This is a genomic window from Saccharothrix coeruleofusca, assembly GCF_017876325.1.
Taxonomy (GTDB): Bacteria; Actinomycetota; Actinomycetes; order Mycobacteriales; family Pseudonocardiaceae; genus Actinosynnema; species Actinosynnema coeruleofuscum.
Genome location: NZ_JAGINV010000001.1, coordinates 5,064,447 through 5,078,271, shown reverse-complemented (window position 1 = coordinate 5,078,271; position 13,825 = coordinate 5,064,447). Strand labels below are relative to the sequence as shown.

Sequence of the window (13,825 nt, the reverse complement as noted above, 5' to 3'; positions counted from 1 at the left end):
TGCGCGCTCCGTGACCCGTGGGACGACCCGCGGGCCGCGCGTCCAGTTCCGCACCTAGCCGTCCTGCGGGGGCCGAGCACCGAGCCCGGCCCCCGCAGCACGTCAGTCCTCCGACGGCTCCACGGGCGGCTTGGGGCGCAGCACCGACCGCGGCAGCACCCTCGCCCGCAGCGCCAGGGGCGCGTTGCGGCTCATGCTCTCCCGCACGTCGGCGACCGCCTTGGGCAGCGCCGGGTCCGCCCCGCCGTGCGCGCTGTACCAGGACCGCTCCACCGCGCCCACCACGGCCCGCAGCCCGTCGCGCCCCCGGTCGTCGAGGTTGTGCTCCCGCGCCAGGCGGCGCGCCGCGACCCGCACCGTCTCCGTGTTCGGCACCCGCGTCCCGCGGTCCACCGACTCGGCCAGCAGCTCCTGCCACGCCGCGCCCGCCGCGTCCGGTCCCAGCGCCGCCACCGCCCGGAGCCTGCCGCGCCTGCGGTACTCGCGCACCGCCGCCGGGGCGAACGCGGCCACGAGCAGCACCAGCGGCACCACCAGCCACCACGACAGCAGCGCCACCAGCAGGACCAGCGCGACCGCCGCCGAGACCGCTCCGGAGACCGCCGCCACCGTCGAGGCCAGGCCGGTCGGCCCCGGACGCCGCCACGACATCGTGCGCGGCCCCTTCCCGGCGGCTCGCAGCAGCAGCGCCAGCACCAGGGCCATCAGCACCGCCACGCCCAGCGCCGTCCACAGCGACACCACGTGCCACGTCGGCGCCGCCGACTCCGCCGCGCCCGCCTCGCCCTGCCCGAGGTTCTCCGGCGCCGCGGAGGTCGAGCTCTCGGCGCCCGGCGCGGTGGTGGTCGTGGTGGTCGTCGTCGCGCTGGTGCTGCTGTCGCTCTCCTCGCCGTCGGGGTTCTGGCCCGCGATGTAGGGCGGGACGACGCCGCGCCCGTCGGACAGCGGGGTCGGGTCGAACACCATCCAGCCGTAGCCGGGGAAGTAGATCTCCACCCAGGCGTGCGCGTCCTGCGTGGTGATCGACTGGAAGTCCGACACCGGGTACCCGGCGGTGAAGCCGATCGCCACGCGGGCGGGCATCCCGACCGAGCGGGCCATGATCGCCATGGCGGAGGCGTACTGCTCGCAGAACCCGGTCTTGCCGTTGAACACGAAGTCGAACAGGGCGTCGGCGCTGGTGTCGCCGCTGGTCTCGGTCGTGTACTTGAAGCCGTTGGTGCCGTCGGTGAAGTACTCGTACAGCGCGGTGGCCTTGTCGAACTGGTTGGTCGCGCCGCTGGTCAGCTCCAGCGCCAGGGCGCGCACCCGGTCGTCCACGCCGTCGGCCTGGAAGTAGGCGCGGTCGACCTCGCCGACCGAGCCGGTGGCCCGGCGCAGCGCGTCGGCGGGGGGCGTGGCCAGCACGGTGTCCAGCTCGTACTCGCCCGCCTTGCGCGCCCGGACGCTGTAGACCATGCCGCGGGCCGGGTCGAACCGCCAGTTGTCGTCGACGTTGTCGATGCGGCGCGGCTTGCCGTACACCGGCAGCCAGTTGTCCAGCCAGCCCACCGGCTCGATCCTGACCTTGGTGCGCTCGCCGTCGCCGGAGTCGCCCGGCTGGAACGGCAGGTCGCCGCCCGCGGGCACGCCGACGGGCAGGTCCTCGCCGAGCTGCCAGCCCTGGTTGGGCACGAACTCGCGCAGCGTCATGGCCCGCAGGTACGACGACCGGTCCAGCCCGCGCACCCGGAACAGCTCGCGGCTGGCGCCCTGGTTGAGCATCCCGCGCAGCTCGGTCATCGGGTCGATGCCCAGCCCGCCCGCGCCGCCGCCCACCTGGTCGCCCGCGCCGGGCAGCCTGCCGACGGTGCCCACCGGGGTCAGGCTCGCGCCCGCCACCAGCGCCACCACCACGGCCAGCCCCGCCACGCCCGCCGCGGCCGGTCCCGACCCGCCCGCGCCGCCGCCACCCCTGCCCCGCCACGCGCTGTGCCGGTGCTGGCCGTCCACGGCCAGCAGCAGCGCGAACGCCACCGCGCCGGCGACGAACGTCCACAGCGGCAGCATCTCCTCGGCCAGCGAGGCGGGCACCGCGAACACGCACAGCAGCACCAGGCCCGACGCGGCGGGCGCGGCCGCGGCGACGGCGAGGGTGTCCACCGCGACGGCGACCAGGCCGATCGCCACCATCACCAGGCAGCGCATGGCGTTGCTGTCGGGCACCGGCGGCACGCCGGTCTGCACCTCGCTCAACGCCTCGGCCAGCACGCCCACCAGGTCCTGCAGCGCCTGCGGTCCGGGCAGCACCACCAGCACGCCGCTGCGGGTGAACAGCGTCACCAGCACGCACAGCAGCGCCAGCAGCTGCCCGAGGAACACCACCGGCGTGGGCAGCCGCGTGGTGCGCAGCAGCACGCCGGTGCCCGCCACCACCATGACCGCCACGGCCACGTAGACCAGCCACAGGACGCCCGCGATCACGCTCGACAGCGCGGTCGCCGCGCACAGCGTGGCCAGGCCCGCGACGGCGGGGGTGGCCGTCACCGCCCAGTTCTCGCCCGTCGCGGCGGTGTTGCCTGCCACTAGCCCACCTCCGTGCGCACCACCGGGCCGCGATTGCCCGCGCTGTGGCACAGCTGCTGCCACACCTGGTTCATCGGGGTCGAGGGCGTCGCCACGGCCACGCCCCAGCCCGCCGCGCCCAGCAGCCGCTGGGCCTCGGCCGGGTCCGGCGCCGGGTCCTCGTTCGGCCCGGCCCACGCCTTGACGTCCAGCACCACGGCCAGGCTGCGCATCCCGCGCGGCCGGTTGCGGGCCATCGCGTCCACCGCGGCGGGCGTGCACGCGCCGAGCACGGCGATGACCTCCTGGCCCGCGCCGGGGTCCAGGCCCGCGGCGGGCTCGCGCCGGTGCGAGGGCTGCAGCGCGGCCAGCGCGTCGAGCACCACGCCGTCGCTGTGCCCGCCGTCGGCGGAGCCGCCCGCCAGCACCCGGCCGTCCTCGCCGACCAGCCGCACCTGGTGGCCGAACCGGTGCAGGTGCAGGCACACCGACGCGGCGAAGGACACCGCCCACTCCAGGCTCGCGCCGGGGCCGCCGCCGCGGTGCGCGACCAGCCGGTGGTCCAGCAGCACGGTGGTGCCGCCGCGCCACGGCCGCTCCTCGACCCGCACCATCAGCTCGTCGCGGCGGGCGGTGGAGCGCCAGTGCACCTTGCGCAGGTCGTCGCCGTGCCGGTAGGGCCGCACCACCGCGTCGTCCTCGCCCTGGCCCGCGCGCAGCCGGATCGACCCGTCGTCGCCCGCGCCCATGCCCGAGCCGCTGGGCAGCCCGGTCAGCGGCACCACCCTGGGCACCACGACCAGCCTGCTGCGCCCGGCCATCTCGCGGTCGAACTCGGCCAGGCCGAACGGGTCGGTGATCCGCGCCAGCAGCGGGCCGACCTGCTGGACGCCGCGCATCACCGGCTTGAGCTGGTAGCGCAGCGCGGTCACGGTGTTGCGGGGCAGCCGCTCGACCACGAACCTGGGCCTGCTGCCCAGCGCGTAGGGCACGGAGTCCTCCAGCAGCAGGCCGCCGGTGGGCAGCCGCCCGGTGCTGCGCAGCTCCACGCGCACCTCGCTGGCCGCCCCGACCTGGACCCGGCCGGGGAACAGCAGCCGCGTCGCGTGCAGGCCGACCCGCGCCCGCTGAGCCAGCCAGGCGGCCAGCAGCGGCAGGGCCACCACGAACGCCGCCACGCGAAGCAGATCGCGCTCGTTGAGCACGACCCCGCACAGCGCGGCGGCGAACCCCGCGGCCAGCAGGCAGCGTCCGCGGGTGGTCAACCCCGACAGGGCGCCGCGCATGTCAGCGGTTGGGGTTGACGTTGTGCAGGAACTGCCCGGTGGGGTCCAGCGCCGCCTGCGGCACCGGCACCCGCTGGAGCAGGTGGCGCACCAGGTCGGCGGCGGACCGCCGGGCCGCCTGGGCCTCCGCGGTGAGCACCAGCCGGTGCGCCAGCACCGGCACGGCCACCGCGTGGATGTCGTCGGGCACCACGAAGTCGCGGCCCGCCAGCGCCGCCTGCGCCCGCGCGGCCTGCACCAGTTGCAGCGTCGAGCGGGGTGAGGCGCCCAGCCGCAGGTCGGGCAGCCGCCGGGTGGCGCCGACCAGCTCCACCGCGTACCGGCGGACCTCCGGCGACAGGTGCACCCGGCGCACCGCCTTGATCAGCTTGTGCACCTGCTCGCCGTCGGAGACCGGGCGCAGCTGGGCCAGCGGGTCGTGGCCCGCGTGCTCGTCGACCATGGCCATCTCGGCGGCCGGGTCGGGGTAGCCGATCGACACGCGCGCGGTGAACCGGTCCCGCTGCGCCTCGGGCAGCGCGTAGGTGCCCTCCATCTCGATCGGGTTCTGGGTGGCGATCACCATGAACGGCGCGCGCAGCGGGTAGGTGTTGCCGTCGACGGTGACCTGCTGCTCCTCCATGCACTCCAGCAGCGCGGACTGCGTCTTGGGCGAGGCCCGGTTGATCTCGTCGCCGACCACGATGTTGGCGAACACCGGGCCCGGGCGGAACTCGAAGTCGTTGTCCTGCCGGTTGTAGATCGAGACCCCGGTGATGTCGCTGGGCAGCAGGTCGGGGGTGAACTGGATGCGGCTGACGGTGCAGTCGATGGACCGGGCCAGCGCCTTGGCCAGCGAGGTCTTGCCGACCCCCGGCACGTCCTCGACCAGCAGGTGGCCCTCGGCCAGCAGGGTGACCAGCGCGACCCGGACCACCTCGGGCTTGCCGACGATGACCTTCTCGACGTTGGCGGCGATCCGCCCGACCACCGCGTGCAGCTCGCCCAGCAGCTCCTCCGGCCTGCCCTGCGGGTGGGCCGCGTTGCTGTTGCCGTTGTTGTGCGTCCCGCCCCCGCCGTAGGCGTGCTCGGGTAGTGCGGCTGGCTGGGTACTCGGAGTCACTCGACCTCCTGGGGCGGGGCCCACCCTCGACCGGTTCGCGGAGGTGGTGAGCGTTTCACGAAGTGTGTCAAAACGGGGCTAAGCCCCGCGCCGATTGAACAGATTCGGCTCGCAGGTTTCCACGGGCGACTCGGGGGACCGGTTCACCACCTCCTTCCACGATTCCCCACCTGGCGCGGACGTGAACCTGTTTTGGCCGTTTTTGCTACTCCGTTCGAGTGAAGATCTGGCCTCTCAGACTCACTCGCAGAGGTGGAGGTGGCTCGCTTCCCCCACCACCATCCCCGCTGACCGCAACGCTTCTACCAGCATAAACGTCTCCGGCCTGACGGCTTGACGCCCCGTTTCAGCGTTGACTGTGGTGAAAAGTGGGGTACTGTGGCGGCCGGTGGGGCAGACGGGGGCCTCACTGCCGGTCGCGGGTCCAGCGACGGGAGGTGGGGCGCCGTGTTCCTCGGCACGCACCACCCGAGGTTGGACGACAAGGGCCGGCTGACGATGCCTGCGAAGTTCCGCGACGCGCTAGCGGGGGGTCTGATGGTCACCAAGGGCCAAGACCACTGCCTCTACGTGTTCCCGCGGGCCGAGTTCGAGCAGATGGCGCGCAAGGTCGCGGAGGCTCCCTTCACCAACGAAGCCGTCCGCGCCTACCAGCGCTACCTGTTCGCGGGCACGGACGAGCAGCGGCCGGACGGCCAGGGCCGGGTGCTGATCGCCCCGGAGCTGCGCCGCTACGCCGGGTTGACCAAGGAGTGCGTGGTCATCGGCGCGATCAACCGGCTGGAGATCTGGGACGCGCAGGCGTGGCAGCGCTACCTGGAGGAGCACGAGGACCGCTACGCCGAGGCCCGCGAGGAGGTGCTGCCCGGCGTGTTCTGATCGGCCGGATCGCTTTGTGGTTTCGGGTGCCGTGAGGCCTCGGTCCGCTCGGCTTTCGGCCCTGGCGCACCTTCCCCGGCGCCAGGTCCGACGGGCGGGCGGGGACCTGACGACACCCGATTCGCGTTGTGGGGAGGAGTTCGAGGTCATTGGAGTGGACATGGCAGAGCGGGCGCGGCACGTGCCGGTGCTGCTCGACCGCGTCCTGGGCCTGCTCGCCCCGGCGCTGGCCGACCGCGACGCCGTGTTCGTGGACTGCACGCTCGGACTGGGCGGGCACTCCGAGGCGGTGCTGCGGGCTCACCCCCGCGTCCGGCTGATCGGGCTGGACCGCGACCCGCAGGCCATCGAGCTGTCCCGGCGGCGGCTGGCGCCCTTCGCCGACCGGGTCGAGTTCGTCCAGGTCACCTACGACCGGATCGCCGAGGCGGTCGGCGGCGCCAAGGTCGACGGCATCCTGATGGACCTCGGCGTGTCCTCGCTCCAGCTCGACGCCGAGGAGCGCGGCTTCGCCTACTCGCGGGACTCCCCGCTGGACATGCGGATGAGCGCGGGCACCGGCCCGACCGCGGCGGACGTGCTCAACACCTACTCCGCTGACGACCTGACGCGGGTGCTGCGCGACTACGGCGAGGAGCGGTTCGCCCGCAAGATCGCCGCCGCGGTCGTGCGCGAGCGCGCCAAGGAGCCGTTCACCACCAGCGGCAGGCTGGTCGAGCTGCTGTACGCGGCGGTGCCCGCGGCGACCAGGCGGACCGGCGGCCACCCGGCCAAGCGGACCTTCCAGGCGCTGCGCATCGAGGTCAACCAGGAGCTGGAGTCGCTGCGCCGGGCGCTGCCCGCGGCGCTGTCGGTGCTGGCGGTGGGCGGGCGCATCGTCGTGGAGTCCTACCAGTCGCTGGAGGACCGCATGGTCAAGCGGGCCTTCGCCGACCTGGCGGTCTCCCGCACCCCGCCGGGGCTGCCGGTGGAGCTGCCCGGCCACGGCCCGCAGCTCAAGCTGCTCACCAGGGGTGCGGAAGTGGCCTCCGAGCAGGAGGTCGAGGAGAACCCGCGAGCCGCGCCGGTGCGGCTGCGGGCGGCGGAACGGATCGGGGAGGCGACGTGAGCGCACCCGCTCGGGTGGGCGGTGGCTCGACCACGCCCGCCCCCAAGGCCAGGCCGCGCGAGCGCGCCCTGCGCTCGGTGCCCGAGCGCACCGGTCGGCCCCGGTCGGCGGCGGTGGAGCGCGCCTACGCCCGCCGCGCCCAGCGCTCCAGGCAGGGCCGCGGCGCGGCCGCGGTGACCAGGCAGCTCTCCGACGGGCCGAGGGCGCCGTTCGTGATGATGGTCATGCTCGTGCTGGGCGCGGGCATCACCGCGATCATGTGGCTGTCCACCCAGGCGACCGCGGACTCCTACCGGCTGCAGGACGCGCGGGCCGAGGAGACCCGGCTGGCGCGGCAGGTGGAGCAGCTGCGGCGGGAGGTCGCGATGGCGGAGTCCCCGCTGTCGCTGGCCGAGGCCGCGGCCAAGCTGGGGCTGGTCCCGGCGGGCGATCCGGCCCGGTTGCGCAAGCTGCCCGACGGCTCGGTCGAGGTGCACGGCAAGCCGTCCCCGGTGCCGTCGCCGACACCGTCCACGACCCCGAGCGCCCCGCCGCAGACCGACCAGCAGGGCCAGCAGCAGCAGGACCAGCAGCAACAGCAGGGTCAGCAGCAGGACCAGGGTCAGGGTCAGCAGCAGGACCAGGGCCAGCAGCAGGGTCAGCAGCAGGGCCAGCAGGACCAGCCGCAGAACTGAGCACGTGACACCGCCGGGCGGGTGGTGGGTCGACAGCCCGGCCACCCGGCCCGCGACCCGACCGGAGGGCCGCGGGCGGCAGCGGTCCACCCCCCGGTGGCCCGCGCTCCCGCCATCCGGCACCAGGAGGTAAACCATGCCGGGGCCCTCGCGGGGCAGGCCCCCGCGTCGTCCGCTGTCGGTGCGCGGAGCCGAGCCCGCGCGGCGGCGCGGCGCCAACAACCGGGTGCGCGTCGTGGTCGGCCGGGTCCTGCTGGTCGCGGCGCTGGTGGCGGCGGGGCTGAAGCTGGTGCAGGTCCAGGTCGTCGAGGCCGAGGAGTGGTCGGCGCTGGCCGAGAAGCAGCGCGCCACGCCCATCGACATCCCGGCCGCGCGCGGCTCGATCACCGACCGCAACGGCAACCAGCTGGCCTTCAGCGTGGAGGCGCGCGCCCTGTACGCGGTGCCCAAGCTGATGCGCGAGAGGTGGGACATCGCCGCCGAGTCCAACCCGGACATCGGCTCCTTCGACGATCACGTCAAGGCCATCGCGGCGTTCATCGAGCAGACCCTGGGCCCCGAGGTCGCCGGGCAGAAGACCGACCAGCGGACCATGCTGGACATGCTGTCCAGGGACACCACCTACGTCGAGCTGGTGGACAACGTGGACCCGGCCAAGGCCGAGGTGATCACCGACAAGTACTCCGACATCGGCTCGGAGTACCGGGCGGTGCGCGTCTACCCCAACGGGCGGCTGGCCGCCAACATCGTCGGCGCGGCGAACTGGCGCAAGAACGAGCAGCCGCCCGCCACGCACGGCCTGCTGGGCCTGGAGACCTCGCAGGACAACCTGCTCGCGGGCCGCAACGGGCGGCGCATCGTGGACACCATGCAGGGCGGCAACGTGGTCATCCCCGGCCCGGACCGGTCGCGGGAGCTGGCCGCCGCCACACCGGGCAAGAGCCTGGAGCTGACGCTGGACCTGGACACCCAGCACGCGGTGCAGCGGATGATCACCGACTACACCGCCCGCTCCGGCGCGCGCAACGGGTCCGCGGTGGTGCTGGACAGCCGCACCGGCGAGATCCTGGCCATGGCCAACGACAAGACCTTCGACCCGACCGACTTCGGCTCCGCCACCGAGCAGGAGCTGCGCAACACGGCGGTGGCGTCGGTGTTCGAACCGGGCTCGGTGAACAAGGTGATCACCGCCGCCGCGGCCATCGAGGACGGGGTCTACCAGCCGGACAGCGTGCTGCACGTGCCCGACCGCATCAGGATCGCCGACCGGGTCATCAACGACGCCAGCCCGCACCCGCCGCAGGACATGACCTTCACCGGCGTGTTCGCCAAGTCCTCCAACGTGGGCACGCTGATGACCGCGCAGGAGGTCGGCCAGGACCGGTTCGCCAAGCTGCTGGAGGAGTTCGGGCTGGGGCAGCGCACCGGCTCCGGCCTGCCGGGCGAGGAGGCGGGCTACGTGCCGCCGCGCAACCAGTGGTCCGGTTCGACGTTCGGCAACCTGCCCATCGGTCAGGGCCTGAGCATGAACCTGCTCCAGATGACCGGCATGTACCAGGCGATCGCCAACGACGGGCTGCGCATCCCGCCCAGGGTGATCCGCGCCGAGGTCGACGCCAACGGCGCCCGCAAGGAGCTGGACCGCCCGCAGGGCGTGCAGGTGGTCAGCCCGCAGACGGCCAAGACGGTGCGCGAGATGTTCCGCGCCGTGACGCAGAGCGCCCCTGGGCAGACCGGCACCGGCGCCGCCGCCGCGCTGCCCGGCTACCAGGTCACCGGCAAGACGGGCACCGCGCAGCAGGTCGACGAGAAGTGCAAGTGCTACAGCATGTCGCAGTACTGGATCACGTTCGCGGGCATCTTCCCCGCCGACAACCCCCGGTTCGTGGTGGGCCTCATGCTCGACGCGCCGGACCAGGGCAAGGGGTTGGTCGGCCAGTCCGCGGCGCCGCTGTTCCACGACATCGCCTCCTACCTGGCGCAGCGCTACCAGGTGCCGATGTCGGCCGAGCCGAGCCCGGTGGTGGAACTGGTCCGGTGAGCGCAGGCGCGACACCCCTGGAACTGGGACACCCGGTCCGGAATGGACGTCATGACCGACCACTCTGCGTGCGCCGGTAGCCTTCCGCGCGTGCCTGCCAAGCTAGAGGGCAAGGTCGCGACCGCCCCGCCTCGCCCTTCCCGCACCTCCCCGGTGGCGGTGGCGGAGCTGGCCGCGGCCGTGGACGCCCGCCTCACCGCCCCCGCCCACGCGCACGTCCAGGTCAGCGGGGTGACGCTGCGCGCCCAGCACGTGCTGCCCGGTGACCTGTTCGCCGCGCTGCCCGGTGCCCGCGCGCACGGCGCGGACTTCGCCGACGAAGCCCTCGCGCGCGGCGCGGTGGCCGTGCTGACCGACGAGGCGGGCGCGTCCCGCGCCGCGCTGCGCGACGTGCCGGTGCTGGTGCACCGCGACCCGCGCGGCGTGCTGGGCGCGCTGGCCTCCCGCGTCTACGGCGACCCGTCGACCAAGCTGGCGGTGTGGGGGGTCACCGGCACCTCCGGCAAGACCACCACCACCTACATGGTCGAGTCCGCGCTGCGCGCCGCAGGGCTGGAGACCGGGGTGATCGGCACGGTGGAGACCCGCATCGCCGGGGAGCGGCTGGACAGCGCCCTCACCACCCCCGAGGCCCCCGACCTGCAGGCCCTGCTCGCGGTCATGGTCGAGCGCGGGGTCAGCGACGTGACGATGGAGGTCTCCAGCCACGCGCTGCGGCTGGGCCGGGTCGGCGGGGTGGGGTTCGCGGTGGGCGCGTTCACCAACCTGTCGCAGGACCACCTGGACTTCCACCCGGACATGGAGGACTACTTCCAGGCCAAGGCGCTGCTGTTCGACGGCCGCGCGCGGACCGAGGTGGTCTGCGTGGACGGCGAGTGGGGCCGCCGCCTGGTCAAGCCGGGCACGGTGACCGTGTCCGCCACCGGGTCCACCACCGGCGAGGCCACCTGGACCGCCTCGGACGTGCGCGTCACCCCCACCGGCGAGCAGTCGTTCACCGCGCACGGCCCGGACGGGCTGACCCTGCCCGTCGAGCTGCGCCTGCCCGGCTCGTTCAACGTGGCCAACGCGCTGCTGGCGATCGCCTGCCTGCACGCGCGCGGTGTCGAGCCGGGGGCGATCACCCGCGGCCTTGCGCGGGTCCAGGTGCCCGGCCGGATGCAGCGGGTGGACGAGGGCCAGGACTTCACCGCCGTGGTCGACTACTCCCACAAGCCCGCCGCGGTCGCGCTGGCGCTGGACGCGGTGCGCGCCCGCGCCACCGGCAGGGTGATCACCGTGCTGGGCTGCGGCGGCGACCGCGACACGGCCAAGCGCCCGCTGATGGGCGAGGAGGCCGCGCGGCGCAGCGACGTGCTGGTGGTGACCGACGACAACCCGCGCGGCGAGGACCCGGCGGAGATCCGCGCGGCGATGCTGCGCGGCGCGCTGGCCGTGCCCGGCGGTGAGCGGGGCGAGGTCGTGGAGATCGGCGACCGGCGCCGGGCCATCGAGCACGCGGTGTCGCTGGCCCGCGCGGGCGACGTGGTGGTCGTGGCGGGCAAGGGGCACGAGACCGGCCAGGAGATCGCGGGCGTGGTGCACCCCTTCTCCGACGTGGCGGCACTGTCCGAGGCGATCCGAGGAGCGCGTCCGTGATCCCGTTGAGCTTGGCCGAGATCGCCGAGGTCGTCGGCGGCAGGCTGCACGGCACCGACGGCAGCCCGGTGGTCACCGGCTCCGTCGAGTTCGACACCCGCGAGGTCACCGGGGGCGGGCTGTTCGTCGCCCTGCCCGGCGAGCGGGTGGACGGCCACGACTTCGCCGCCCAGGCCGTCGGCGCGGGCGCGGTGGGCGTGCTGGCGGCCCGCGAGGTCGACGGGCCCGCCGTCGTCGTGCCGCCGGTCGAGCGGCGGGGCGGCAACGCCTACGTGCTCTCCGGCGACACCGAGGGGCACGGCGCGGCCGTGCTGGCCGCGCTGGCCAAGCTGGCCAGGCACGTGACCGACCGGCTGGCCGCCGAGCACGGCCTGGTCGTGGTCGGCGTGACCGGCTCCTCCGGCAAGACCTCCACCAAGGACCTCATCGCGCAGGTGCTGTCCCCGATGGGGCCGACCGTCGCGCCGCCCGGCTCGTTCAACAACGAGCTCGGCCACCCGTGGACCGCGCTGCGCGCCGACGCCGACACCCGCTACCTGGTGCTGGAGCTGTCCGCGCGCGGGCCGGGGCACATCGCCCACCTGTGCCAGGTGGCCCCGCCCAGCATCGGCGCGGTGCTCAACGTCGGCAGCGCGCACCTGGGCGAGTTCGGTTCCCGCCAGGGGATCGCGCAGGCCAAGGGCGAGCTGGTGGAGGCGCTGCCCGAAAGCGGCGTCGCGGTGCTCAACGCCGACGACCCGCTGGTGGCGGGCATGGCGCCGCGCACGAGGGCGAAGGTCGTGCTGGTCGGCGAGCACCCCCGCGCCGACGTGCGCGCCGAGGACGTGGTGCTCGACGAGCAGGCCCGCGCGGGTTTCCGGCTGGTCACCCCGAAGGGCGAGGCCCAGGTGCGGCTGGGCGTGCACGGCCCGCACCAGGTCGGCAACGCGCTCACCGCCGCCGCGATCGCCCTGGAGCTGGGCGCGACACCCCAGGAGGTCGCCGACCGGCTCGGGCAGGCGCAGCGGGTCTCCGCGCACCGCATGGCGGTCACCGAGCGCGCGGACGGCGTCACGGTGATCAACGACGCCTACAACGCCAACCCCGAGTCGGTGCGCGCCGCGCTGAAGTCGCTGGCCGCCATGTCCCGCGCCACCACGCCCGCCCGGCGCAGCTGGGCGGTGCTGGGCGCGATGGCGGAGCTGGGCGGGGACTCGGTGCGCGCGCACGACGAGATCGGCAGGCTCGCGGTCCGCCTGGACATCAACAAGCTGGTCGTCGTGGGACCCGACGCCCGCGCGATGCACCAGGGAGCGCACCTGGAAGGATCATGGGGAGAGGAATCAGTTCTGGTGCCGGACGTCGCGGCGGCAATCGAGCTGCTGCGCGCCGAGGTGCGACCGGGTGACGTCGTGCTGGTGAAGGCATCCAACTCATACGGCCTGTGGCGGGTTGCCGAGGCTCTCCTGGAGGCGGGCAGCAAGTGAAGAGCATCCTGATCGCGGCGGCGATCGCGCTGATCGTGTCGATCATGCTCACGCCGTACTTGATCAAGATCTTCTCCAGACAGGGCTTCGGCCAGGAGATCCGCGAGGAGGGACCGCAGAGCCACAAGACCAAGCGCGGCACGCCGACGATGGGCGGCGTGGCGATCCTGGTCGCGATGTGGGCGGGCTACCTGGGCGCGCACCTGGTGAACTCGATGTCGGCCTCGGCGCAGGACCAGACGCCCAGCGCCTCGGGCCTGCTGGTGCTGATGCTGACCACCTCGCTGGGCATCGTCGGCTTCCTCGACGACTTCATCAAGATCCGCAAGCAGCGCAACCTGGGTCTGAACAAGACCGCCAAGCTGGTCGGCCAGTTCGTCGCCACCATCATCTTCGCGGTGCTGGTCATCCAGTTCCCGAACAAGCAGGGCCTCACGCCCGCGTCGGTGAACCTGTCGTTCGTGCGCGACATCGCCGTGGTGTCCTTCGGCGTGGTCGGCTTCGTGGTGTTCTGCTACGCGGCGATCTCCGCGTGGTCCAACGCGGTCAACCTGACCGACGGCCTGGACGGCCTGGCGGGCGGCACGTCGGCGATGGTGCTGGGCACCTACGTGGTGATCAGCTTCTGGCAGTTCCGCTACAACTGCTCCAACCTGCCCGTGGCGGGCTGCTACGACGTGCGCGACCCGCTGGACCTGGCGCTGGTGGCCGCCGCGGCGATGGCGGGCTGCATCGGCTTCCTGTGGTGGAACGCGGCCCCGGCCAAGATCTTCATGGGCGACACCGGCTCGCTGGCGCTGGGCGGCCTGGTGGCCGGACTGTCCATCACCACCCGCACCGAGCTGCTGATGATCGTGATCGGCGGCATGTTCGTGGTCGAGGTCATGTCGGTGGTGCTGCAGGTCGCGGTGTTCCGCACGTCGCGGCGGCGGTTGTTCCGCATGGCGCCGTTCCACCACCACTTCGAACTCGCGGGCTGGGCCGAGACCACGGTGATCATCCGGTTCTGGCTGCTCGCGGGCATCTGCTGCATGTTCGGCCTCGGTCTGTTCTACAGCGAGTGGCTGACCGCGGTCGGGAGCTGAGC

Annotated in this window: 10 protein-coding genes; 7 read left to right on the top strand and 3 right to left on the bottom strand. The window is 73.7% G+C overall.

What is annotated here, in order from left to right:
• Nucleotides 1-102: 102 nt before the first annotated feature.
• The 3 genes from JOF41_RS22675 to JOF41_RS22665 are packed head-to-tail and all read right to left on the bottom strand — an operon-like array spanning nucleotide 103 to nucleotide 4,932.
• Nucleotides 103-2,565 (bottom strand): transglutaminase TgpA family protein, encoded by a 2,463-nt coding sequence (locus JOF41_RS22675; protein ID WP_209621801.1) that lies wholly within the window; start codon nucleotides 2,563-2,565, stop codon nucleotides 103-105.
• Nucleotides 2,565-3,830: a DUF58 domain-containing protein gene (locus tag JOF41_RS22670; RefSeq protein WP_209621798.1), complete on the bottom strand. Its 1,266-nt coding sequence runs from the start codon at nucleotides 3,828-3,830 to the stop codon at nucleotides 2,565-2,567. The genes JOF41_RS22675 and JOF41_RS22670 overlap by 1 nt, the downstream gene beginning before the upstream one ends.
• 1 nt (nucleotide 3,831) lies before the next feature.
• Entirely contained in the window at nucleotides 3,832-4,932 is a 1,101-nt protein-coding gene (locus tag JOF41_RS22665) for an AAA family ATPase (RefSeq protein WP_189223009.1), read from the bottom strand.
• A 447-nt stretch (nucleotides 4,933-5,379) separates the two neighbouring features.
• Here JOF41_RS22665 and mraZ point away from each other — a divergent pair, with 447 nt between their 5' ends.
• From mraZ to mraY, 7 genes are all read left to right on the top strand, one after another.
• A complete protein-coding gene (mraZ, locus tag JOF41_RS22660) occupies nucleotides 5,380-5,811 on the top strand; it encodes a division/cell wall cluster transcriptional repressor MraZ (RefSeq protein ID WP_189223010.1) in 432 nt (143 codons plus the stop codon).
• Nucleotides 5,812-5,971: 160 nt separating this feature from the next.
• Complete coding sequence (gene rsmH, locus JOF41_RS22655; protein WP_189223011.1) at nucleotides 5,972-6,919, top strand: 16S rRNA (cytosine(1402)-N(4))-methyltransferase RsmH; 948 nt, start codon at nucleotides 5,972-5,974, stop codon at nucleotides 6,917-6,919.
• Nucleotides 6,916-7,593 carry a cell division protein FtsL gene (ftsL, locus tag JOF41_RS22650; protein WP_209621796.1) on the top strand — a complete coding sequence of 226 codons (678 nt, stop codon included), beginning with the start codon at nucleotides 6,916-6,918 and terminating at the stop codon, nucleotides 7,591-7,593. The genes rsmH and ftsL overlap by 4 nt, the downstream gene beginning before the upstream one ends.
• A gap of 136 nt (nucleotides 7,594-7,729) precedes the next feature.
• Nucleotides 7,730-9,634 carry a peptidoglycan D,D-transpeptidase FtsI family protein gene (locus JOF41_RS22645; RefSeq protein ID WP_189223012.1) on the top strand — a complete coding sequence of 635 codons (1,905 nt, stop codon included), beginning with the start codon at nucleotides 7,730-7,732 and terminating at the stop codon, nucleotides 9,632-9,634.
• A 51-nt stretch (nucleotides 9,635-9,685) separates the two neighbouring features.
• On the top strand, nucleotides 9,686-11,272 hold the full coding sequence (locus JOF41_RS22640; protein WP_209621793.1) for a UDP-N-acetylmuramoyl-L-alanyl-D-glutamate--2,6-diaminopimelate ligase: 1,587 nt from the start codon (nucleotides 9,686-9,688) through the stop codon (nucleotides 11,270-11,272).
• Nucleotides 11,269-12,738, top strand: a complete 1,470-nt coding sequence (locus JOF41_RS22635) for a UDP-N-acetylmuramoyl-tripeptide--D-alanyl-D-alanine ligase (protein WP_209621790.1) — start codon at nucleotides 11,269-11,271, stop codon at nucleotides 12,736-12,738. Before JOF41_RS22640 ends, JOF41_RS22635 begins: the two co-directional genes overlap by 4 nt.
• A complete protein-coding gene (gene mraY, locus JOF41_RS22630) occupies nucleotides 12,735-13,823 on the top strand; it encodes a phospho-N-acetylmuramoyl-pentapeptide-transferase (RefSeq protein WP_189223015.1) in 1,089 nt (362 codons plus the stop codon). Before JOF41_RS22635 ends, mraY begins: the two co-directional genes overlap by 4 nt.
• The last annotated feature ends 2 nt before the right edge of the window (nucleotides 13,824-13,825 follow it).